This is a genomic window from Arthrobacter sp. MMS24-T111 (genome assembly GCF_054888995.1).
Genome location: NZ_JBTZRO010000002.1, coordinates 197,705 through 220,347 on the forward strand (window position 1 = coordinate 197,705; position 22,643 = coordinate 220,347).

The following is a 22,643-nucleotide window of genomic DNA, read 5'->3' on the forward strand; positions in this document are numbered from 1 at the left end:
GGGCCATTAGAGGGCGTCCTTAATCTCGGCGGGCACCATGCTGTGCTTGGGCAGGACCAGCCCCAACGGTAGGGAGGCTGCGAAGGCGGTGTCCTGGGAGCCGTAGGCGCGGCGCAGCAGCACCCGGGCGGTGCCTGAGGTCTGCTCGATGGCGGCAACGGCGTCGGGCAGGCGTTTCTTATCGGTGACGGTGGCGGTGACGACCATGCCGAAGTTCACCAGTCCTGCACCTTGGGCTTCTTCCTGGGCGGTCTGGACAGCAGAGCGGGCATCCACCAGGGCACGGGCCGTGGGCCGGGTGCCCGAGGTGATGCGGACGTTGGCGTTGTTCTGGTCCCTTTCGACAATGGTTGCTGCCTTGGCGGAGTCCATCGGGCGGTAGAGCAGGGAGACGCGCTTGCGGTCAATGTCGCCGTGCGGGGCCAGCAGCCGGGACAGGACGGAGGAATTTACCGAACCGCGGGGAGCGCCGGTCATGGTCCAGGAGGCCGAGAATGCGGATTCGTGGCGGTAGTCGTCCCAGCTGGCCTGGGTTGCGGTCGGGCCGACGTCGCCCCAGCTCAGGGATACCGGGGTGCCGGCGGCGTGGGCTTCGTCGATGATCAGCGCTGCTGGCGGGTCGTAGGCGATCCGGACGACCTCGCAGAGTTCCTGCGCGGCCGTGGGCCGGGCGATCCCTGCGCCGGTGGATTGTAGTCGTGCCGAGAGGCCGGGGATCCGGGAGGCCAGGTCGCGGGCGACGTCTTCCGGGGTGCGCTTCTTTGAGCCTGCGCGGAGGGATGTGTTGAAGGTCAGGGACACCCAGGCGCGGACCGTGGCCGAGCCTTCCGGGTAGGTGTCTACGACCTCATGGAGCATGTCCTTGGCGAACTGCGGAGCGTTCGGGTCGATGTTCATCATGACCTCATTCCGCAGCCGGTACCCGGAGTCCGGGGCGGTCTCAACGGTCACGGCCGCGGCGTCCAGTCCGGCCTCATCGGCGAGCCCGGCGAGCCAGCCGCCCCAGTTCGCGACCCAGGCATCGACCTGCTCCGGGTCAACGAGGGAGGCACCGTCCGGTTCGGTGGAAAAGATGACGGTGAAGTGGCTGGTAGCCGGGACGTGCAGCATGGCGAAGGGGCGCTTGTAGGAGTCGGTGGACTCGTACAGGGTCGACTTCGCCGCCAGTCCGGGCAGCTGGTACCTGCCCCACTCGGTCACGCCAAGGGGGCCGGAACGGTACAGGTTGGTGCCGGAGGACTTGGACACCTTGAAAGCCAGTCGGGTACCGAAACGGTCCACTACGGACTGGCCGTGCTTGTCTTTCACGGTCAGCAGCAGCGCGCAGGCGCCGGCGACGGCAAGGACGCCCAGGCCGACGAACAGGCCCCAGATGGCGAAGCTGACGATGCCCAGAAGGAGTCCGACCACGACAATGCCGGTGCCGATAGCGCCGAGGTTGCCGAGTCCGGCTGAGCGCGGGACGCGCCAGTTGCCGTAGGACGGTTCCTTGTATTCGGTGTTAATTGCTGCCACTGGGGCCCTCCCCGGTTGAATCCTGCGCGGTCGTCTTGATTGCCTCTGATGTCCTGGACGCCACCTGTACGCCTGCGGCTACGGCCATGCCGGCCGGGCCCGCGGCCGTGGCTCCCGTCGCAGCCCCAGCACCTCCGGCCGGTGCGGCTGCTCCCGCTTTGCCTGCGGTGCCTGCGGCGCCGCCCGGTCCTGTAGTGCCGGGCGTCGGCTGTCCTCCCCCACCCCGTGGGCCCGAAGAACCAGCGCTGCCCTTTGGAGAGCTGCCCGTGTGGGTGTTGGACGTGCTGTTGCTGCTGGCCGGCATCGGTGTCGCGTTACCTCGTCCACTGCCGGGACGGCCCATGGAGACAGCCCCGGTTGCAATAGCACCGAACGCGGCCCCGGCTGCCGCGCCACCGCCGGAGGCAACGGCTCCGACCATTGGGGTGACGAACCGCATCAAGGCTGGAAGCGCGAACAAGGCCACGATCATCAGCGTGAATCCGCTGATGGAACCCACCAGAGCGTCACGGCCGCTGGTGTTGCCCATCAGTAGGAACGCGACCGAATACACGATGGCTGCCGCCGGTTTGTAGAGGATAAAGGCGATAGTCCAGCCGACTGCCCTCTGGAACCATTGCCTGCCCATTTCCGTGTTTGTGAAGGCGGCCGTGGTTGGCAGGATGCCCGCCAGGATCACCAGCATGCCGCTGCGGACAACCATCAGCACTATCTGCACCAAAGATGCGATCAAGCCAACCAGGCCCAGAACGATCAGAATGAACCGGGCGATACCGCTCTGACCGGTCATAACCAGGCCATTCATTGCCTCGGCAAAACCCTTACCATCTGTGGACCTCTGGATGATCGCGGCCGCGAAGGTATCGGCTGCGATCACTAATATGGCGATGACTCCCAGACCGAGTCCTGAAACCAGGGTGAGTGTGAGAAGCGACCGGAGCAGATCCTTTAGGGGCGCCCCGCGCTGTTCCCAGACCATTCGGATGCCGCCAATAATTACGGCAAGGACGGCCAGGGCCAGAGTCCAGGGCATCAGCTCACTGTTCACGGCGGATACCACTGGACTCGCTGCTGATCCGTCCTCACTGGTCAGGTTCACGGTCGGCATGGAAACCCAGAACGTGGATAACGTCGTCACCATCTGGCTCATGCCTTCAGTGATGGCTTTGCCCAGGTTGGTTATAGCGTCGTCCACGGCTCCCGATACCACGTTGCCGGCAACGCACGTGATATCCCCCAGTTTGCAGTCAGCCATCGCTTACACCCCAGACCAGGCAATGAAGCCGCTCAGATCAGTGAGCTGGGCGGTGCCGGTGAATATCTGGCCATCATCTGAGGCTTTAACCTTCCAGTCCCCGTCCACCCACCGCAGCGAGAGGACGCTGTGCGCCAAGGCCCCGTTTTGGAGCTGAAAGGCCAAATCAACATCGGCCTCAGTGGGGCTGTAGGACTTCATGATGAAACCCCTGATTTGTGCGCTTTGACTGGATTCAGTCGATGAACTTCGTGATGTCGCGGCCGTGATGGCCGCATCTCTGCCAGGGCCCGGTACCAGTAGCCGCTCCGCGAGCTTGACCTCGTCCTGAGCGGAGGAACCGAGAGCGACGGCGTTCGCCGCGGAATAGAGTGCTCCAGTCGGTGAGTGTGCAAAGCAGGAGCGGAAGCCGCTGGCGTCGGTCAAACCTGGGCCGGAAGTCGTGGGCTCAGTCGGTGCAGCCATGCGGCCGACCAGTTCCCACTTGGATTGGGGAGCCTTTCCTAGGGCTGTGTCAGAAGAAGAAGGCAGCCCACAGATGCTTTTGTCTGCACGTGCGGGACTGACACTTGCTGCAGCTGAAGCGGATTCCGCTGCATCAGGTAGGGGGCCGGCATCGCTCTGCCCCTTGGGGAGAAGGAAGATGACGATCGCTGCCGCAACCAGTGCAAGCACAAGCGCGGCCGCGACGATGAACCCGGGCCTGGTGAACGAATTGCCTTCGGTGGTGCTCTCTGTTGACTGGCTCATACAGAACCTCCCGTTGACGGTGCTGGCTTAGACGAAGGCGCGGACGATGCCCGCGGCGCCGGTGATGATGATGCAGCCCATGAGGACCCAGCCGAGCTTGCCGATCGCCTGCGCGCCTTCACCGCGCTGGAGCTGAATGACCATGCCGATGCCGACGATGATGACGCCCAGGACGCCCAGGACCAGGCCGATGCCGGAGGCCCAGTTCAGGATGGTCAGCAGACCGCCCGCCTGCGCAGGGACAACGGGGGTGGGGTTAGGGATAACGCTGGTGGTGACTGCAGTGATCGTGTTCATGGTGAGACCTTTCAGTGGTTGGTAGCCGTGGCCAGGGCGGCCACGTCGGTAATGAAGCGCTGGTATTCGCGGGCGACTGGCAGTTCCGTGGCGTCCGTGTGCCGCCAGGCGTCCACCCAGGGCAGCGTCCAGAACCGTGGGGCTCCACCGCCCACAAGGGCGGCGAAATCCCGGAGGGCTTTGGGTGTCTTTCCCGGCGCGTCTGCCAGGACGGCGAGGCCGAGCAGGTCGTTCTGCGGGGCTGCGCCTGACGCCCACTGGGTGAGCGTGTTCCTTGCAGTTGTCAGGCCCCGCATGTCTGCCCGGCAGACCAGCAGCACCCGCGGCTTGCCGCCGCTGGGGAGAACAGGCCAGCAATGATCCGTGGACCGGGCCGATTCCATGAGGTCGGCGATCCGGCTTTCACCCGCTCCCCCATGGGTGCCAACAACCCAGAGACGGGCTGTGCCGGCCATGCTGCGGGTCGCCAGCCTGTCTGCCGCGTCTGGCTCGACCATGCCCCGAAGCGGTGTGCTGATGATTGCGGCCGGTGGGGGAGCCGCGGCCCGGGTTTCCTCAGCCGGTTTATCAGCCGTGGGGCGGGTAACCCAGGGGTTCAGGGTCTGTTGCATTTGGTCCTCCTCTCAACTCTCAAGTTCCGTAGGGATGTTTTAGAAGCCTTTGGCCACGGCGGCGGCCGCGGCGAGCCATGCCCGCTGGGTCGCGGGCTGGAGGGCTTCGTAGCGGATGGGTCCGTTGACCAGGGCGGGGTCGTAGGGGATGCGGACGACGGCGCGCACGAACGGCTCGAAGCCGTCAGCGATCCGCTGTGCCTCGGCTTTGGCGCGCTTGAGGGCATCCCCTGTCATGCTGCGCTTGGCGTCGGTGGATTCGGAGACGATCACGACGGCGTTGCGTGCCAGCTCGGCGTTGTGTCCGCCGCGGGATTCCAGGGTCTGCAGGGTCAGCCGTGCTGCTTCTGCGCGGTCCTCGATGGCGGTGACGGGGACGACGAGCTGGTTGGTGTGGTCGATCATCCGCCGCCAGTTCGCTGCCCTAGCGGTGTTGCCGGAGTCCATGATGACCAGCCGGTAGTAGCGGGTGAGGACCTGGTGGGCGATGTCCACTTCCTCGGCGGTGACTTCGTGGTCGCCTTCTTCGTTTTCGTCCGAGCGCAGCACGTCGAACTTGTCGGCGGTCTGGTGGTGTACGAACTTGGCGATCTCGGCCGCGTTCGTGGAAGGGGACAGCAGCTCGGTGGAGGAATCGATCAGATCCAGGACGCTGCGGCCGTGGGCCCCTTTCTCGGTCCGCCATCCCAGCGTGCCCTGGGATTCGTTGTTGTCCCAGGCCACCGTTGCTGCACCGCTGTAGCGGGCAAGGATCGCCGAGAGCATCACGACCGTGGGGGTCTTGTTCGCCCCGCCCTTGCGGTTGACCACGGCGATCGTCCGCGGTCCGGGCCAGTGCTGGCTGACGGTGCGGATATCTTCACGCTCGGACAGTTCCTCCTCCGAGGGGTCCATCCGGACGCCCAGGCGCGTAAACGCACCCCGCCAGCCCTGCGTAGCCGGCTCCAGCACCGGGGCGCTGACCAGGAAGGAGGTCTCCTTCAAACTACTTCGGGTCACCGGCGCATCGGCTGCAACAGCCCGCTGCGGTGCCTCATCGTCGGCCGGAGCCTCGTCCTCGGCCAACGCAGTATCCGTTGGAAGGGGCGGCCACAGCTGGCGTTCCACCGTCGGCTGGGCAGCTTCGGGCTTCACCGCAGGCGTTGCCGCTGGAGTAGCGTCGATAACTTCGCCGGCGGCTGCAGCGTGCGTGCTGGAGGGTGCGGCAGTTCTGCGGCGGGCGGGCCGGGGCTCGTAGGAGACGGACTCGACGTTGCCGTCCGGGTGGACGATCAGTTCGCCGTGGCCCTCGGGATCCTCGATGCGTACCCGGACGGGGCGCTGCAGCGTCCTGGCTTCGGCCACGACAAGGGCCAGGGCGTTGTCGCGCATGTCCTGCAGGGTCTCCCCTGCCGGGACGACGCGCGAGTTGCCTGCCACGACGACCTCGGCGGTGCCGTTGTCACTGATGATGGCCTTGATGCTCGGGAAGGCCAGGACCTCTGTTGAAGTGGTGCTCATGAACCTGATTCCTTACGTTGACGGGGTTAGTGAGGTGCGGCGTTCAGGATGTGGGTGGGGTGAGTCGGTTGACCTTCCACGGGGCTTCCGGGCCGGTGCGGAGCAGCTGCACGGTGTAGGTCCCGGCATCGGTGGGCACGGCTGCCATGACGCCGTAGCCGTTGGCCTCATCGACCGTCAGCGTCGCGGGCCCGGTGACGCGGGTGGCGGGGACGTTGGCGTGGTCAACGGCGGAGTAATCAGCGGTGGCCTGCGGCGTGAGCCAACGGGCGAGGTCGTTGGCCCACTGTTTGTCATCCACGCCCGGGCGGGCGAAGTCAGTCATGGCTTTTTGGGCGGTGTCTACGGCGGCGTCCTTGCTGGCCTGATCCCAGCTGATGCCGATGGTGGCCGGTACGGTGCCGTCGGGGGCCTGCGGGCCGCTGCCCGCGCTCAGGGAGACCGGCGCAGAGGCCGTGGCGACCGCGCTGGTCGCCGGGACCGGTGTGGTGTTCGCTGCCGGTGCGCAGGCAGTGCACAGCAGGACCACCGCGGTCAGGGCCAGTGACTTTTTCACTTCTTCTCCTCTTGGATGGGCAGGTACAGGAAGGCTGACGGGACCGTGTTGCTGACCGTCCGGGTGTAGTAGTTGTGGTCATCCGGTGGCGGGTTGCCGTTGTAGCCCTCTTCGACGTAGGTCCCGTTGTCCTTGACTTCCTTGACCACGGCGACGTGCCCGTAGGTCGGGTCCGCTCCCCCGGCCCCGGGCGCGTACCAAACGACCGCACCGATCCGTGGCGTCGTGCCTGTGGCCCAGCCCTTGGCGTCCCAGCCGTCCTTCCAGGTCCGGGCAGAGCCCAGCTTCTGCCCGTCAGGGCGGAAGGTGCCGTTGAGGAACTTGAACGGGGCACTGGTGGATCCCATTTGCTGGTTCACCCGCCACAGGGCGAAGTCCACGCATTCGCGGTAAAACATGCCCAGCGGTGAAGCCGCCGCCTCTCCGGCCTGTATCCAAGTGGGCCAGTTTTTCCACAGGTAGTCATCTCCGGCGCCGGGCTGCCCAGGGATTGCGCAGCCGCTGCCTTCCAATGAGAACTTGCCGTCGGAGAGTGCCTGGACGAGATTCACTGCCTCGGGCCAGTACTTCTGGTAGTGGTACGGGTCAGCGTTTCGCTGGACCTTATTGCCGGCAACGGTCGGCTCCAACAGCTCCCAGCCGTCCACCTTCTGCAGTGCCTTGATGAAGTTCGTCGCGCTAATGGTCGGGTCCATCCGGTCCGAGTACGAACCCCACGCACCGTTGCCGCGCTGCTGAAACAACCCCCGGGAATCAGGCCCGGCGGCGTCGCCGCGGTCCAGAACACGTAGCCCCGACTCCCCCAGTGCGACCATGACGCTGATCATCTGGCCCTTCACGGGAAGGTTCAGCGTTTTCCCGGCACCCAGAATCGCCGCTGCGTTCTTCAACTGTTCCTGGGAGTAACCCTCCACCTTAGTGTCGCCGTTGATGGCCACCGATACGGTTGGCCCGCAGTCGGCGGCAGCGGGCCTCGCTGGGGTGAGGAGTAAGAGGATGGGAAAGACCGCGCCTATCAAGATGCCAGGGAGGACGATCAGTGCCACGAGACCAAGTGACTTCCGCTGCATGTAAATCCCCCTTTGAGCCCCTGGCTAGCCCTCACTAAGGGTATCCGCCTGTAGCGCACATGTGCAATGCCTGTAGTGCACATGCATCATACATATCCAAAATGAGAGGAACGTTTACGATAATTGGACTTGGATACACTTCCCGGATCGGTGCTGGAGGGTGGGACCTGATGCTGACGACACGGCGTGGCCTGGCCTGCGTGGCGTTCCTTGCACCGCCGACCGCACTATTCGGATTCGCGGTCGTCATGGCCCGCAAGATCGTGAAACGGGGTCCAAAGGACTACCGTCGCGCCGAGCTGACCGATGATGGCCGCAAAGTTCGCATCGACCTGGATGACTACACCAAAGCACCCGGCGAATTTGGAGTGTTCGACCCTGTAGCGGAGCGGTACACCGGAGTCGGCGAGATCACTCTGATCGACCATGATCAAAAGTTTGTTGAGCGGCTAATCCATCCGGCCGGATCGGGGCCGGCGGCTCTGGGACCCGTGGTCGACTGGACCCCCGATGTGTTCTTCGAGCCGTCTGCGGTGTCCGGACGGTTTGAAGAGGTCCGTATCCCCACCGCCTACGGTGAGGCGCCCGCATGGCTTTTCGAAGGTCGGAACGCGGACACATGGGTTATCCATATCCATGGCAGCTGGACCGATCGCACGATCATGTTCCGGGATGTCCATGCCTTCAGTCCCTTGGGGTTCACTTCCTTGGTGCCCTCATTCCGCAGTGACCTGGAGGTTAGTCCGCCGCAGGCCGAAGCGAGTCACCTTGGTCAAACGGAATGGCGAGACGTAGACAGCGCTGTGGGCTATGCCGTGGCTCATGGAGCGCAGCGAATCATCCTTTCGGGCTGGTCAATGGGTGGCACCATTGCTCTACTCACTGCGGAGCTCAGCGCTTACCGGGACCGGATCGTTGGATTGGTCCTAGTAGGACCCGTCACGAGCTGGCGGAAGACCATCGCGGCAGGAGCGGCCGCGGCCTGCGTGCCGGCTGTGGGGGCCGGCCTTGTCATGTCCCTGCTGCAGGCTCCCCCATTCGCGAGGATGATCGGGCTGGAGGAACCGATCAACTTCAATGCCCTTGAATGGGTCGACAATCCTAATCGGGTAGCAGTTCCAACGCTGGTCCTGCACTCCAGCGCCGATCAGGAGGTTCCCTGGGAGATCTCGGCTGCGTTCCAACGCGCGAATCCTGACACCGTCACCCTGATACCCCTACCCGAGGCGCACCATACTCAGGAATGGAATGCCTCGCCTGATACTTTCACCAATGAACTCACGAGTTGGATCAGCAAAACGATCTTGAATTGAGCAAGGGGCTAGGTCTGCGCGTCAAGCTTGGCCTCAATGTGGCTGATTCTGCCCTGAACAGGGTCCGAGAACGTCGTCATGCTCGCCCGTTGGTAGTTGTGCAGCACAATGAGGCTTTTGTAGACCCCATTCTCCAGCGTTTCATTGAACAGGTCCCACGCCGGACTGACGCGGGACTGATCGGCATGTACCCGGATCCGCAGCGCAGTAAGCCAAAACGCATCGACCATCCAGAGCCGCAACTTCGGCAACTGCTTGGACAGAAATAGAATCAGCCACCCCGCAGCGGTCACCGAGAGGCCGGCATAGAAAAGCCGGTCAAACCAGGCTCCGATCGCCTCTGCGAACGCATGCCAGGGCGTGAAGTGGAACAGCAGCACGTAGGCAATGTGGCACGAGACAGCCGCTGCAACCACCAGCAGGCCCGCTGAAAATGTTGCGTACAGGCCCCGGGCCTTGTGCCGGAGCATGTAGATGATCCGGAGAACCGTGAAGAGCAACGCGAGCATGTACGTGCCGCTGTACGTGGCAGTTGCGAGTTGGTCCATGCGGTAATCAATGAAGTCCGCAGAGGTTGGACCCTTGTCCTGAATGAGGGCGAAGCTGACAATCATGACGGGAATGCTCAGTAGCGGAGCATAGTAGGTCCATCTGACGGGTACGTTTGCTAACCGCCGGACGCTGTCGTTGAAGAAGAAGATCGCCAGTAGCGCGAAGACGGCTTGAAGAAGGTTGGTCACGTTGACGCCACCCAGATAGCTGTCGATGGACGCCAACGGTGTAACCGTCCCCAGGACATAGAGCGCCGCGAGGCCGAACATCGATGCCACCCACGATGCCCGGGCTTCCGACGCCTTGACCACTGAGGGGATCCGCAGGAGGCATAGGGCAGTCAGCAGCACAAAGAGCAGCAGTTTCATGGTTTAGAGGAAAGGCTCAGGCTCGAGCGAGCTCCGCGTCCGGGTCTTTTTCGACATTTCGAAGGCGAACTCCTCTACCCAGCGTTCGACAGGATGATTCGGAACAGACCGGCAGGTGATACTGATTGCATCCGCGGTTTCCCGCAGCATCTCTTCCGAGAGATTCGGCAGGGCCAGAGAAATCCGAAAGCTCTCCAAAAAGATGTGCCCAAGCTCGTGATAGATGCAATGAAGTTTGTACTGCTGCGACTTCTGCGGTGGGAAGTAGACGTTGATGCGATCTTCAAACTCGGCTTTGAAGGCTGTCAACGCACCCCAAGACTCCTTGTACTCGATCAGGTTGATCGGCTTCTCACAGATGACGGTCAAGCGGTCGACAACGTCCTCCAGCGACGTCGTACCGTCCCCACATAGCTCCTCGACCTTTTCTGCGACCGACGGGAGGCTCATTTAGTCCTCCTCTTCGCCGTTCATCGATCCATCGATGATCCTGGTGATCGTCTTCAGCATCTCGGGCGAGGTGGCCCCCAGGTTTCTCGCGGCAAAGTTTTTCACCTTCAGCTTGCGCATCTGTACCAGGAACTCCATGCGCGCTTCCACTTCGGGGGGAGTCTCACTGTTGAGATCACACAAATAACTGGCAGGTACCGCAAAAACATACTCTGCCATGCCCCTTAGCAGTTCCTGATCCGTCACAAGGCTCCCAGTGCCATTGATCAGGTACGACCATCGGGTTCGTGACAGGTGGATTCCGTGAGAAGAAAGTGCTTCTTCCACATGAGGGTAAGTGAGCGCAATGTTGTTATCGGACTCCCAGATATCCACCAGGATGCCCATGCGATCCGCCAGCCGCTCCTTCTTCTGTTGCTGCGTGAGAAACACGCTGCGGCCCCCATTTGCCATCCAGGTAGCTCCTTAGCCAAGCTCAGCCTCTTGTGTAGACCGCCACACAAAGCAGGCGGGCAGCTGACACCAAATGTTACCCGATGACTCCCTGCGGGTATAGGCAACGAGTTGTACATGTGCGAAGCATGTATGTAGTCTGTCGCTGCGCGAGATTTTGAAAAAGCGAACAGAGCGCTCATTGACAGCATGGAGAGTGCGGAAAGGGTATTGAGGAGACGGGGCCACCATGAGAGGGCGCGGACCGAATCCGCAGCTGATGGCAACGGCCGGGGGTAGCCCTACTATGGGGCAGGTTCGCAGCAACCGCAGGCGAAATAGCCCAGTCAACGGCGGCCATCACATCACGGGACGTTAAGGCTTGTTCGTGCAACGGTCGCGTTGAGGATCCCACCAGGTGTGCCGTCCCGGCTCCGCGGTTGGGACAAGCACCGGAGCGCAAGGGGCTGTTTCCGTTTCAACACGCCGGGAACTGTTTCTGTTTCAATGCCGAGGCGTGGAAGTTCTCGGTGGTAGTTTCAGTTTCAGAGGAGCTGGAGGCCCAGCATTCGCTCCTTTAGGGCCACAAAGAATGCGGCTCGATCACTCTATTGAAGTAAAGGCAGCCACGGTTGCCGTAGTTCAAAGGACAGGGATGATGGCTCCAACTACTCGTACGGGCAGGCGCTCTAAGGGCGACCGCAAATTTGTCGGATTCCGCATCGCTACTCCAAAGGCCGATGCAATGGAGGAAATTGCAAAAGCGGAGGGGTACCAGTACGTCAGTGACTGGCTGTCCGATGTGGTCGAAGAACGCCTGGCCAACACCAAACTTCACGCAATCGTTCAGCAGGAGGAGTTGCCACTTGGCCGCTTAGCTTCTTAAGCCGAAGGCCCGCACGAGGCGGGCCTTCGAAGCTTCTGATTCACGAACTGGGATGCTTGCCGGCGAACAGTCCGCGAATCGTTTGGAAGTCCTTGACAGGGCTTCATTTGTGTAACAAAACCGATCCGCCAAGATCGGTCCCTTTTCATTGCCTCTCACAGCAACTCTCCCCGAAAGGATTGTTCCCATCGTACATGGACACCCATGGGCGTCGCCAGCCATACCTGTCACGGGCGTGTCGCGCAACCCCACTTCATCATGCTCGCCTGCAGAGGCGTGGGCTGCCCTCGCACCCGTCCTCGCAGGTCAGCCCCGGGTCCGACTTTCCAAGGATGCGGGCAGGTCCTATCCGCAAAAACATGAACGAAATCTCACCGATGTACTTCCTTCGGTTCCCGCCGCAGTTCGGATCTTTGGCAAGGACGGCACCTGCGCTGCGATCTTCCTGGACTTCGACTCAGGGGTAGCCGGGCAGGATTGGGTCCAGGCCGATGTCCGGGCTGTCCAGACCTGGCTGCACTCAGTTGGGGCGCGCTGGATCGAGGACTACTCTCCCAACGGCGGCCGCCATGTCTACATCCCGCTGGCGCAGCGGGTCACCTTCTCCGAAGCGCGTGATCTTGTCGAGGCGCTGGGCACCCGGTACCGGACCCTCGACAAGACCCCGCACCAAAACCTGCTCCACGGCTGCATGCGAACCCCCGGCTCAGCGCACAAGCGCGGCGGCCATCAGCAGCTGGCGATGAGCCTTTCCATGGCCTACGACATCGCCCGCCGGCCCAATAGCTCCGCAGTCTGGACCGCCATGACCAAAGACCTAGCCGCAGAGATCAGGGCTGTCCGGGCCCTCAGGCAGGAAGAATCCTTCACCCCCTCAATCCCGAACGCCCCGGCCATCGACCAGCCCGCCGGACGCATGTCCCGATCAATGCAGGTGCTCGCCCAGACCGGACTCTACGACATAAATCAGTACGCCTCGGACTCCAACGCACGCCAGGCCGTCATCCTGTCCGCGGCGGCCGCCGGCCTCGAGTTGGTCGATGTTGAACGCCGCATGCTCCAGGGAACCTGGCCCGGGCTCGCCTCCTTCTACGCCCGGTACGCAACCCGTCACAGACTTCCGTCCCTGCGCCGGGACTGGATGAACGCCCTCAGCTACCTCAGCAAAAACAAGACCGATAACGACTCGAATAACAATGTCCGCAGATCCCCCACAAGCCAGCCACACACACAGGCGGCAGCGGTAAAGGGCTCCTCCTCAAATTCCAACCCCGATGCAGAGCATCGGTTCATCAGGACCTGGCGGAACGCGCTCAGGATCAGAGAGGTGAATTACCAGGAATCCAGGGAGGGAATGGCACGACGAATGGTGCTACGAGCACTGGGCGAGGCAGCCCACATGACAGCTTCCCGGTTCATCGAATTCGGCATTCGGTCCATCGCGGTTGCCACCGGCCTTGACCACACCACCGTCGGCCTCCACTTGAGGGAGCTGCGTGCAGAGAAGGATCCCCTAGTGACGCTGGTGGAAGAAGCTCGTGGAACCAAAGGCGATCTGTACATGCTAACCGTGCCTGAAGGGCTCAGGGCCGCCGCCGAAGATGTGAGGTGGCAGAAGGGAAAGCTTCACGCCTTGCGTCCGGTGTTCCGGGAGTTGGGGCTGCCGGCGGCCTTCGTCTACGAGGCCCTGGAGCAATCTCCCGCGATGCCGACATCGGAAATTGTCCGTTTTACGCGCCTCTCCAGGTCCGCGGTGCACGAGGCGCTAGAAGTCCTTACGGCATGGAACCTGGTCGCCCGTGACGCCGGAAGGGCCTGGTCTGTGGTAACCGCGACGTCTTTGAGACAGCTCGCTGAACAGTTCGGAGTTCTGGAAGCAGTGGCGGCGCAGGTGCAGAGGTACCGTCAAGACCGGATCATCTGGCGGGAATGGCTGGCCAAGAACGTTACTACCGTAGCTGAGCTTCTCTCGCCCGGTGAGGATTACCCGTGGGAGCTGTTCGACGCACCGCCCGATGAGTGGTCATTATCCGACATGGCTTTCAGACAACCGGCCTGACCCCTCCTCCGGCGGCGAGGGGAAAAACCATGCTTTCATGCATGAATGAATGCACGAAAGCATGGCTCGAGGGGATGCGGGTTAGCGGGCGGAGCCCCAGCGCATCCGGACACCCTGCTCGATTGCGTCTCGCAGGGTAACGCCTTCGTTTTCCTGGGCGTCGTAGAGCAGATCCAGGATCTCCTGGGAGACGCGGGTGCTCAGCGGGAACGTTACCTCGCGGCGCTGGGACTTCTTGTTCGTGGTGGCCTTGGCCTTTGACGCTCTGGACGCTTGGCGCGCAGGAGCGGGAGCCTGCGGCTCGAAGGGAACCGCGACTGCCGCAGGTGCAGCCTGGACTGCAGTCTCTGGCTCTGGCACAGAGACGTGCTCAGCCGTGGTAGCAGGAAGTGTCGCAGGCGCTGCCTCCACGGCAGGCCCCTGCTCCCCTCCCGCACTGGCTGGGTCGGGCTCAGGCTGGACCGGGGCGGCGGCCGGTGCTGCCTGGGTATGGGTTGCCGGGTTGTAGTCGACAGGGTCCACCGTCTCATCCGGGGCGGGCCGGGGCCTGCGGCGCAGCTGTGCCGGTCGGTCTTTGATTACGCTTGCCTCGGTCATCGGACGATCTCTTTCATCAGCTTGGTGTAGGCCTCTACTACCGGCAGGCCTTTTCGGTACTCCCCGTACCACTCTTGGGTCATGCGCATCTCTTGGACGATGGTACGGTGCGGGACCAGCGGGGTGAGCAGCATTCCGGTTTCACGCAGTTCCTCAATGCTGGCGACCGCAATTCTGGACATGACTGTGGAGGCAACGGCGCCGACGATGATGCCGGCTTCATGGAGGTTGTCGGGCGCACCGATGCGTTTGCGTGAGGTGCGGAACTGTTCAACGCTTCGGCGGGCACCCGCTACCCCATCCACACCGTCCACCGTGGCGCCGGCGGCGTACACGATGGTGTCCGCTGCGTTGAGGGCGGAGAGAGTGAGCGGCCCACCCTGACGGTTCGGGCAGTCGATGATGACGACGTCGGCGTCGATTCCCATTAGGGATGTCTTGAGACGGAGCTCTGCGTGATCGGCCCGGTCTGCTTCACGGTTGGAGACGCTGCGGGCAGACGGAACGACGCGGAGGTTGGGGAACCAGCTAGACCCCACGGCTAGGTCTTCAGCCCAACCCTCCGGGTCCGGGTCGCCCAGGATGGCACCGACGTGGAGGCCAGACTCCTTCGGCTCCACCCCGATCCACTTGGTTGCGGCGGCACGCGGGTCGAGATCAACGAGGACGACCTTGCGTCCCGAGGCGGCAGTTACAGCGGCGAGAGAGACAGCTGACGTCGTCTTGGTGGCGCCACCTGACTCGCTGTAAACCATGATTGTTTGCATGGCTCAAGCTTCCCGGGCGCATTTGTGCGTTACAAGGAGCCACGCCGTCTACTCCCCAGCTGTGATCAAACTGGCATGACAGAGTTCTTTCATTCATGCATGAAAGAAAGTAAGCACGCAGGCATGCTTCGTTCACAACTTTCAGTCGGAGTCGGCTGCAACGGTACGCCAACCACTCCCCTCCCCCGTCCCAAAGCCATGCCCCGTTTCCCTTGCTAATTCGGGTGTTCTCTTATCCTGCTGCTGGTCCTTCCTGCGTGCATTCATGCATGAACGAATGCAAGGTGTATGCATCTTGGGAAGGATAAGTGGGAAGAGGTGTAACCCCCGAGGTGGCACCCGACCGGGTGGGGAGCCGGACCCGACCCGCATCCCGAGTACGTGCTGTAATGCAACGATGCTTTCATGCATGAATGCTTGCAGGCACGCTGGCTTGCATGCGGGAAGGCTGTCAACGATGCCTGAAGGAACGCACGCTGGCATTCCAGCTTACAAGCCTGCTCTTCGGCTGTCCGGCCTGGCTTACGTAAGCGGCGCTGTCCGGCCTTTACTCAGGCTTCATTTCCCGCACGTCCTTCATGCATGAATCAATGCATTCCTTCCCGTCGCTTGCGCGTGTGAACTTCGACGGCGGGGTTCATTTAACCCAGTAGGGTCACGAACTGGTGGATCCTAAACGTTCCCGCATGAATGCATGCAAGTGCCCTGCTGGAGCTTTGGAACTTCGTCAATTGTTCAAGCATGAGTGAATGCCTGAGCGCAATGCCGAAACCGACCGGTCTCTCCTTCTTTCATTCATGCATGAAAGAAAACTCGCGCGTCGAAAGCCGGCATGCCGGGCGGAGCTTATGCTCCTGACCAAAGCGGAGTGCTTGCATTCAGGTATGAATGAAGGAATGCTTGCTCGCCGGCCCGAGAAGGCCCCTTGCCCCTTGCCGCCCACCACACCTTCCCCCGCCTGCGTTCGGTCGGCATTGCCCCGGCCCCTGGCAGATTCTTGCGATCCGCGTCTCGTCACCTTCTGCTGTCGTCCATGCTGGCAGGGGGAGGGTGGGCTGCGCCGCCCAGCAGGCCTGCATGTTCGTGCGCACACTTGTGTGCACCGGTCTTGCTTGTTTTCTGGATACCCGCCAGCACGCGCGCATGCATGCGTACATTCATTCATGCATGAACGCATGGTGTATGGCAGGAAGGCTTGCCGGGTTGGGTTACCACTGTCCCTCGTCGGAGGTCTTGCCAATGGCGATGTTGACTTTCGTCTCACTCTCGATCAGATTTCAGGGGCGGCGCGATGTTCCCGTCAGGGCACAGCGATAACGACCGTTTCTGAGCCGCGACCGTGCCGGCGATAGGGGAGAGGCCGGTAGGGGACAATTCTTTGTGGAGTTCGGTGCTCTTTGACGGTTTTTTGTTGGCGCTCTTTGTCGTTAGTTGCCGATGACCAGGGTGCTGGCGGCTGCTTCGATGACGTCGTCGGTGATTGTTTCGAGTTGGTTGATCTTCAGTACACGGGTGATCTGGGGGAAGAGTCGCTCGAGGAGCCGGAAGTTTCCGCGGGTGATTCGTTCGATCGCGGCGATTGCCTGGGCGTCGGTGAAGTCGTCCGGATCGAGGGACCTGCCGAGTCGCTTCCAGTGCCGGTCAAGAACGAACAGGAGCTCCTCGCGGCCGAGGGGCCGGTAGCGGTGGGAGAAGCCGAGGCGGCTGTAGAGCTGTGGGTAGTGGCGGAATCGTTGGTCGATGCCGGGCATGCCGATGAGGATGATTCCGAGATGGGTGCGGTCGTGGTTGTCTCGGAGGAGTTCCAGTGCGGCTGGGGTGAGGCGTTCGGCTTCGTCGATGATGAGCAGCTCGACGAGTTTGGTGATGCCGTTCATGATGCGAGGGGTTGTCTGGTCGTTTCGGTGGAGGTGGCCATCGATGCAGGAGGCGACCCGGACCTGGGCGCGGTGGATTTCTGCCAGGAGTTCTTTGGGGCGGCAGAGTACCTCGGGGGTGTAGAAGACCGCCCGGGATCTGTTGGCGAGTGAGAAGTGCTTGGCGTCTTCCTCTGCGTCGCGGGACCGCCACTCTGTTATGTAGGGTTCCAGGGCATCCCAGTTTGCGTAGCGCCGGGCGGAGTAGGTTTTACCGACGCCGGCGTCACCATGGCAGATGCCTATGGTGCGTTCCTTTCTTACGGCGTTGGCGAACTCGGTGAAGCGCCGGTGTTCTTTGGTCACGATGAATGGCTGGTCCATCATTCGTCCTCTTCGTAGGTGCGGAGCCGTGGCCGGCGGCGCGGTGGTTCAGCCGTTCGGGGTTGTTCACGGGCGGCATTGGTCGGGATGCGGTCGTTGATGGTGCGGCGCAGTTCGCGCCGACGTGCGCGGCGTGCGGCTTCGACGTCCCGAAGACTCAGCCGGAGATTCGGGTGGTCCTCGTCGATGGCGGTGCAGATGAAGGTGTCGTGGTCGTAGACGCGGATTTCGGAGATGTCGCGGGGGTCGTAGCGGATGGTGATGGTGCGCCCGACGAATGGTGCCAGGGTGGGAGAGAGGTAGCGCTGGCCTTGGAAGTGGATGCCGTCGCGTTGCACGACGCGGTTCTTCGGGACGGTGAGGAGGAGCCCGTCGAGTTCTTCGAGGGTGTCGGGCATGCGGGGCAGCCAGCCGTCAGCGACCCAGGCGTCCCGGGGTGATGTGCCGAGTTCGCTGTGTGTCCGGTCGTTGTAGATGGCGATGAAGGCGCCGATCTCCCGATCAAGTGCTGGCAGGTCCAGCACAGGCTGTGGTGTGCGGATTCCGGGTCCGAGGCGCCCGGGCAGGGCGGCGAGGACCTCGGTGTTGATCGTTCCGAAGAAGCGCTCGATTTTGCCGCGGCCTTGAGGCCGGCCGACGGTGGAGTGGATGGTTCGGATGTGCAGGGCGACGGCGGTGCGTTCAAGGTGGTGGCTGGTGAAGTCGGAGCCGTGATCGACGTGCAGAATATCTGGAAGTCCGCACATCACCCAGGATGGATTCTGTTTGCGCCAGATCGCCTGCCGAAGTGCGAGGGCTGTGTTCGGGGCTGAGGGTGCGCCGGTAAAGACGGTGTAGCCGCAGATTGCCCTGGAGTAGTCGTCCATCACCGTGGTCAGCCAGGGACGGTCCGGTTTACCGTTTGTGCCGAGAATGAGGATGTCGAGCTGGGTGTGATCGGCCTGCCATATCTGGTTCGACCGTTCCGCCCGGCGGCGGTACACGAGTTCGTGCCGGTCGCGGTAGGACGCCGGCCCCTCGAGGGCAAGGGTGACGAGACCGGGATCCAGGGCCCTAACGATGTCCCGAACGGTTGAATACCCAGGCGCCGGAGCGTTCCTCTGTCGGGCATCGGCGACAGCGAGCCGGTGCAGGGTTGCAAGGCTCGGGCGGGGCTTCGTCAGCGCTAGCCTCTCGATGAACGCCACGGTTTCCGCTGCTGTGCGGCGGCTGCCGGCATCGACCCTGAGACGCGAATCAAGCGCCGCGATGCCACCGACCTGGAAGGATCGGTGCCAGCGCTCAAGCGTGCGCAGGCTGACCCCTGATTCCCGGGCCAGCTCCGCGAGGGGGATCTCGTCTTCGACGTGCAATCGAAGGATCCGCCACCGCTCTGCGCCTCTCATGACGCAGCTAAATCGAAGCGCTCTCGCGGGCAGCGAGGGCTTGTTGGTGGCGGTAAAGCGTTGCTCGGCTCCACCCGACTAAGCGGGCAGCTTCCTCAGCGGTGCGGCCCTTGGCCCGCGCGTCGGTCACGATCCGCAGCTTGTCAGCTATTACGACGGGGTCCGAGAGCGGGCGGCCGAACCTTGTTCCGCCCTTTCGCGCGGCAGCGATCCCGGCATTGACTCGTTCGACGATCAACTCCCGCTCGTACTCCGCCAAGGTGGCGAGCATGTTCAGCATCAGCCGGCCCGACGTTGTGGCAGGGTCGATGCCATCCGAGACTGACCTCAGCTGCACACCGCGCTCCCGAAGCAGGTTCACGGTGTTCAAAACATCTATCAGGGACCGGCCGAGCCGGTCTATCCGCCACACCACGACCGTGTCGCCCGGCTCCACATAGTCCAGCAGCTTCTTCATCCCAGGCCGCTCGATCGCAGCCCTGCTTCCGGACGTGACATCGGCGAAGACATCACGCTTTTGAACTCCGGCGCCCACGAGTGCATCAAGCTGCAGCTTGGCGTCCTGGCCGGCGGTGCTTACCCGCGTATATCCGAGATGTCTCACCGGCTCATTCTGCCTCGGAAAACCCCTTCCGGCATCCGTCTAAGACAAAACACGGCGAGACAACTTTCCGAGACATCGAGATGCCCGTCCGGACGCCGCTCCGGTTCGGCTTCTCCAGGAAATAGGCAGTGTCTTGAAAAGCTTTTGTTTTCTGAGACAGAAGTGGGCTGGTTTCTTGATATGGGTCCTCGTCAGCTGGCTTCCGCCCTAACGGTGTTGGTGATGCTGCCGAGGGACTGTCTGAATAACGGTGTGTGGGGTCCGGCCTGATCCGAAAGGAGACGGCCGTGTCAGAGTCCACGACCGACATGACAGGGGTGATGATCGATCCTGTGACGGGAGAGATCATCGATCAGAAGGAGCTTGCGGAGCGGTTGCTCGCGCAGGCCAAGGAACAGGGCGTGAGCCTGGTGGGCCCGGGCGGGCTGCTGAACGAGCTCACGAGAAATGTGCTGGAGACCGCGCTGGAAGCGGAACTGACCGAGCACCTGGGCCACGAGCATGGCCAGACGCCGGTCGGCGCTAACATGCGGAACGGCACGAGGTCCAAGACCGTGCTGACCGAGATCGGCCCGGTCGAGATTGAGGTGCCCCGGGATCGGGACGGGTCGTTCGAGCCGGTGATCGTGCCCAAGCGGAAACGGCGTCTGGACGGGATCGACCAGATCGTCCTCTCGCTGTCCGCCCGGGGTCTGACCACCGGTGAGATCGCGGCGCACTTTGAGGAGGTCTATGGGGCAAAGGTCTCCAAAGACACCATCAGCCGCATCACGGAGAAGGTCGCCTCGGAGCTGGCCGAATGGTCGGCCCGGCCTTTGGATCCGATCTATCCGGTGCTCTTCGTCGACGCGGTCGTGGTCAAGGTCCGTGACGGGCAGGTGCGCAACACCCCGTTCTATGTCGTCATGGGTGTCACCACCAGCGGGGAGCGGGAGATTCTGGGCATCTGGGCCGGCGACGGTGGCGAGGGTGCCCGGTTCTGGCTGCAGGTCTTCTCCGAGCTGAAGAACCGGGGCGTGGAAGATGTGCTGATCGCCGTCTGCGACGGGCTCAAGGGCCTGCCGGAGGCGATCACCACCACTTGGGAGCGAACGGTCGTGCAGCAGTGCATCGTGCACCTGATCCGCAACAGCTTCCGCTATGCCGGACGCCAGCACCGCGACGGGATCGTCAAGGCCCTCAAGCCCGTCTACACGGCCCCGTCCGAGCAAGCGGCGAAGGACCGGTTCGCCGAGTTCACGGCGGAGTGGGGCCAACGGTATCCGGCAATCGTGCGGCTCTGGGAAGCCTCGTGGGCTGAGTTCGTGCCGTTCCTGGAGTACGACGTGGAGATCCGGCGGGTCATCTGCACGACGAACGCGATCGAGTCGATCAACGCCCGCTACCGCAGGGCGGTGAGGGCCCGCGGGCACTTTCCGAACGAGGCCGCTGCGCTGAAATGCCTGTATCTGGTCACCAGGTCTCTTGATCCGACCGGCGGTGGCCGGGCACGCTGGGTGATGAGATGGAAGCCTGCTCTAAACGCGTTCGCGATTACCTTCGCGGGCCGGTTCGAAAGAACCACTCAATAATGAAACCGGCCGGACTCCACACACCGTTTATCGGACAGTCCCGCTGCCGACGCCTTCGACGGCCACGGTGACGGTGTCTCCGTCCTTGAGGAATAGTTGGGGGTCCCGGCGGTATCCGACTCCGGCTGGTGTACCGGTGAGGATGAGATCCCCTGGTTCCAGGGTGGTGAATTCGGAGATGGTGGCGATGAGTGTGGGGATGCTGAAGATCAGGTGGGAGAGGTCGGATTTCTGGACCACTTCCCCGTTCAGGGTGGTGCTGATGCCAGCTTTGCTGATGTCGGTGTCTGCCTGCGTGACGATGTGCGGGCCGAGCGGGGTGGTGTTGTCCCAGATCTTGCCCTGCAGCCATTGGTGGGACTTGTTCTGGAAGTCGCGCATGGTGACGTCGTTGGAGACGCAGTAGCCAAGGATGTGCTCCATTGCGTTGTGTTCGGCGATGCGGCGGCTTGTCTTGCCGATGATGACGGCGAGTTCGCCCTCGAAGTCGACCTGGGTGGATTCCGGGGGAAGGATGATGTCGTCGGCCGGTCCTATGAGGGTGGACGTGTACTTGGGGAACAGGACGGGAAAGGTGGCAGTGCTGGTGTCATCGGCATGGTCTTTGTAGTTCAGGCCCACGCAGAGGATCTTGCCGGCCCTCGGTGACGCCGCGCGCAGGGTCACTTCGGATAGGGGAACACGGGATTCGGTCAGACGGGCGGCACTGGCAAGGAGATCGGCGGAGGTTTCCGGTCCGATGTCGGTGAGCCCGGCTAGCGGGATGAGGTAATCGCCGTGAACTTCGCCGAGGTAGTTGTGACCCTTATACCGGTAGTTTGCGTAAGCCATTCGTTCTCTCTTGACGGTTGTGTTTGCTGATGAGGCTGCTGGGGGTCGGACGTGCAAAGGGCATGGTTGTTCGCCTTGGCCGCCTCGTGCAGGCGTCCGTGTTGGGAACGGAGGTTAGTGCGCCGGGTGCACGCCGAAGGCTACGGCGAGCTTCATGATCTTCTCGGCGCGGCCCAGGCGGGGCAGGTCGGAGCCGTCACGGATCACGCGGCCGTTGGCTTCGAAGTCGTTCATGAAGTCGGTGGCCCATGCGACGTCGGACGGGGTGGGGCTGATGACCTCGTTGATCACCGGGGTCTGGTCGATGGCCAGGCACAGCTTACCGGTCATCCCCATCATCACCGTGATGCCGGTCTGCTCGCGCAGGATGGGGTGGTTGGTGCCCACGGTGGGGCCGTCGATGGGGCCGGGCAGGTTGCCCACGCGGCTGGCGACGACCAGCTTGGCGCGCGGGTAGGCCATGGCCTCCGGGGTGGCGGCCATGCCGGTATCGCGGCGGAAATCACCGGAACCGAACGCCAGCCGAAACGCGCCCTGGGCCTTGGCGATGTTGTTGGCTTCCTCGATGCCGACCGCGGACTCCACCAGCGGGATCACAGGGGTCTTGCCGTCCATGCGGTGGAAGCCCTCGGTCACCTGGTCAGCCGACTCGGTCTTGGCGAGCATGACCCCCAACAGGCCCGGGGTGCCCCGCAGGCCCGCGAGGTCATCGGCCCAGAACGGGCTGGTGGCGGCGCTGATCCGGACCCAGGCCTGGCCGCCGGCGGTCAGCCAGTCCACCACATTGGCCCTGGCCTGGTCCTTCTGCGACGGGTCCACGGCATCTTCAATATCCAGGATGATCGAATCGGCGCGGGACACGGCCGACTGGTCGAAGAGCTCCGGCTTCATGGCATTGACGAGCAGCCAGGAACGGGCGATCTCTGCGGGGATATTGCGTTCAAGGACGACGCCCGGGAGCACGTTCCTTAGGACCGGGGTGGAGTAGGAGGTGTCGTCGGTGCTTTGGGGCAGGTAGGTGGGCTGGGTCATGG

General features: G+C 62.8%; 22 protein-coding genes. 4 read left to right on the top strand and 18 right to left on the bottom strand.

The features are described 5' to 3' along the window. Nucleotides 1-6: 6 nt before the first annotated feature. The 8 genes from ACX5I6_RS20840 to ACX5I6_RS20875 are packed head-to-tail and all read right to left on the bottom strand — an operon-like array spanning nucleotide 7 to nucleotide 7,554. The gene (locus tag ACX5I6_RS20840; protein ID WP_461841925.1) at nucleotides 7-1,515 is read right to left on the bottom strand and encodes an SCO6880 family protein; all 1,509 of its coding nucleotides are present in this window, start codon (nucleotides 1,513-1,515) and stop codon (nucleotides 7-9) included. After that, a complete protein-coding gene (locus ACX5I6_RS20845; protein ID WP_347886767.1) occupies nucleotides 1,502-2,770 on the bottom strand; it encodes a hypothetical protein in 1,269 nt (422 codons plus the stop codon). Before ACX5I6_RS20845 ends, ACX5I6_RS20840 begins: the two co-directional genes overlap by 14 nt. A gap of 3 nt (nucleotides 2,771-2,773) precedes the next feature. Then, entirely contained in the window at nucleotides 2,774-3,520 is a 747-nt protein-coding gene (locus ACX5I6_RS20850; protein WP_461841926.1) for a hypothetical protein, read from the bottom strand. Between the two features lie 27 nt (nucleotides 3,521-3,547). Next, on the bottom strand, nucleotides 3,548-3,817 hold the full coding sequence (locus ACX5I6_RS20855; protein ID WP_109864104.1) for a hypothetical protein: 270 nt from the start codon (nucleotides 3,815-3,817) through the stop codon (nucleotides 3,548-3,550). Nucleotides 3,818-3,828: 11 nt separating this feature from the next. Continuing rightward, a complete protein-coding gene (locus ACX5I6_RS20860; RefSeq protein ID WP_461841927.1) occupies nucleotides 3,829-4,428 on the bottom strand; it encodes a DUF6668 family protein in 600 nt (199 codons plus the stop codon). A gap of 39 nt (nucleotides 4,429-4,467) precedes the next feature. Further along, nucleotides 4,468-5,928 carry a MinD/ParA family ATP-binding protein gene (locus ACX5I6_RS20865; RefSeq protein WP_461841928.1) on the bottom strand — a complete coding sequence of 487 codons (1,461 nt, stop codon included), beginning with the start codon at nucleotides 5,926-5,928 and terminating at the stop codon, nucleotides 4,468-4,470. Between the two features lie 43 nt (nucleotides 5,929-5,971). After that, nucleotides 5,972-6,484 (bottom strand): hypothetical protein, encoded by a 513-nt coding sequence (locus ACX5I6_RS20870; protein ID WP_461841929.1) that lies wholly within the window; start codon nucleotides 6,482-6,484, stop codon nucleotides 5,972-5,974. Next, entirely contained in the window at nucleotides 6,481-7,554 is a 1,074-nt protein-coding gene (locus ACX5I6_RS20875) for a CHAP domain-containing protein (RefSeq protein WP_461841930.1), read from the bottom strand. Before ACX5I6_RS20875 ends, ACX5I6_RS20870 begins: the two co-directional genes overlap by 4 nt. Before the next feature lie 170 nt (nucleotides 7,555-7,724). On the opposite strand from ACX5I6_RS20875, the gene ACX5I6_RS20880 reads away from it, so the two are divergent. Beyond that, complete coding sequence (locus ACX5I6_RS20880) at nucleotides 7,725-8,867, top strand: alpha/beta hydrolase family protein (RefSeq protein ID WP_461841931.1); 1,143 nt, start codon at nucleotides 7,725-7,727, stop codon at nucleotides 8,865-8,867. 8 nt (nucleotides 8,868-8,875) lie between these two features. Here ACX5I6_RS20880 and ACX5I6_RS20885 read toward each other — a convergent pair whose 3' ends face one another. From ACX5I6_RS20885 to ACX5I6_RS20895, 3 genes are read right to left on the bottom strand one after another with little or no spacing between them, the layout of a single operon-like run. Continuing rightward, nucleotides 8,876-9,787: a hypothetical protein gene (locus ACX5I6_RS20885; RefSeq protein ID WP_461841932.1), complete on the bottom strand. Its 912-nt coding sequence runs from the start codon at nucleotides 9,785-9,787 to the stop codon at nucleotides 8,876-8,878. Between the two features lie 3 nt (nucleotides 9,788-9,790). Then, nucleotides 9,791-10,237, bottom strand: a complete 447-nt coding sequence (locus ACX5I6_RS20890; RefSeq protein WP_109864097.1) for a hypothetical protein — start codon at nucleotides 10,235-10,237, stop codon at nucleotides 9,791-9,793. Then, nucleotides 10,238-10,690: a hypothetical protein gene (locus ACX5I6_RS20895; RefSeq protein WP_109864096.1), complete on the bottom strand. Its 453-nt coding sequence runs from the start codon at nucleotides 10,688-10,690 to the stop codon at nucleotides 10,238-10,240. 571 nt (nucleotides 10,691-11,261) lie between these two features. On the opposite strand from ACX5I6_RS20895, the gene ACX5I6_RS20900 reads away from it, so the two are divergent. Together ACX5I6_RS20900 and ACX5I6_RS20905 are read left to right on the top strand one after the other, a co-directional pair. Continuing rightward, nucleotides 11,262-11,555: a hypothetical protein gene (locus tag ACX5I6_RS20900; protein WP_240617864.1), complete on the top strand. Its 294-nt coding sequence runs from the start codon at nucleotides 11,262-11,264 to the stop codon at nucleotides 11,553-11,555. Between the two features lie 235 nt (nucleotides 11,556-11,790). Beyond that, on the top strand, nucleotides 11,791-13,614 hold the full coding sequence (locus tag ACX5I6_RS20905) for a MarR family transcriptional regulator (protein ID WP_461841933.1): 1,824 nt from the start codon (nucleotides 11,791-11,793) through the stop codon (nucleotides 13,612-13,614). A gap of 81 nt (nucleotides 13,615-13,695) precedes the next feature. On the opposite strand, the gene ACX5I6_RS20910 is transcribed toward ACX5I6_RS20905, so the two are convergent. The 5 genes from ACX5I6_RS20910 to ACX5I6_RS20930 all read right to left on the bottom strand — a co-directional run bounded on the left by ACX5I6_RS20910 (nucleotide 13,696) and on the right by ACX5I6_RS20930 (nucleotide 19,207). After that, nucleotides 13,696-14,211 carry a hypothetical protein gene (locus ACX5I6_RS20910; RefSeq protein WP_461841934.1) on the bottom strand — a complete coding sequence of 172 codons (516 nt, stop codon included), beginning with the start codon at nucleotides 14,209-14,211 and terminating at the stop codon, nucleotides 13,696-13,698. Continuing rightward, entirely contained in the window at nucleotides 14,208-14,978 is a 771-nt protein-coding gene (locus ACX5I6_RS20915) for a ParA family protein (RefSeq protein WP_109864093.1), read from the bottom strand. Before ACX5I6_RS20915 ends, ACX5I6_RS20910 begins: the two co-directional genes overlap by 4 nt. A gap of 1,427 nt (nucleotides 14,979-16,405) precedes the next feature. Continuing rightward, nucleotides 16,406-17,218, bottom strand: a complete 813-nt coding sequence (locus ACX5I6_RS20920) for an AAA family ATPase (RefSeq protein WP_461841935.1) — start codon at nucleotides 17,216-17,218, stop codon at nucleotides 16,406-16,408. Beyond that, a complete protein-coding gene (locus tag ACX5I6_RS20925; RefSeq protein ID WP_461841936.1) occupies nucleotides 17,218-18,603 on the bottom strand; it encodes a transposase in 1,386 nt (461 codons plus the stop codon). The genes ACX5I6_RS20920 and ACX5I6_RS20925 overlap by 1 nt, the downstream gene beginning before the upstream one ends. Nucleotides 18,604-18,610: 7 nt before the next feature. Next, a complete protein-coding gene (locus ACX5I6_RS20930; RefSeq protein ID WP_461841937.1) occupies nucleotides 18,611-19,207 on the bottom strand; it encodes a recombinase family protein in 597 nt (198 codons plus the stop codon). A gap of 320 nt (nucleotides 19,208-19,527) precedes the next feature. On the opposite strand from ACX5I6_RS20930, the gene ACX5I6_RS20935 reads away from it, so the two are divergent. Then, complete coding sequence (locus tag ACX5I6_RS20935; protein ID WP_461842003.1) at nucleotides 19,528-20,778, top strand: IS256 family transposase; 1,251 nt, start codon at nucleotides 19,528-19,530, stop codon at nucleotides 20,776-20,778. Between the two features lie 27 nt (nucleotides 20,779-20,805). Here the strand turns inward: ACX5I6_RS20935 and ACX5I6_RS20940 are convergent, their stop codons facing one another. Together ACX5I6_RS20940 and ACX5I6_RS20945 are read right to left on the bottom strand one after the other, a co-directional pair. Further along, a complete protein-coding gene (locus ACX5I6_RS20940; protein ID WP_461841938.1) occupies nucleotides 20,806-21,609 on the bottom strand; it encodes a fumarylacetoacetate hydrolase family protein in 804 nt (267 codons plus the stop codon). Nucleotides 21,610-21,723: 114 nt separating this feature from the next. Then, the gene (locus ACX5I6_RS20945; protein ID WP_461841939.1) at nucleotides 21,724-22,641 is read right to left on the bottom strand and encodes an HpcH/HpaI aldolase/citrate lyase family protein; all 918 of its coding nucleotides are present in this window, start codon (nucleotides 22,639-22,641) and stop codon (nucleotides 21,724-21,726) included. Between the last annotated feature and the right edge of the window lie 2 nt (nucleotides 22,642-22,643).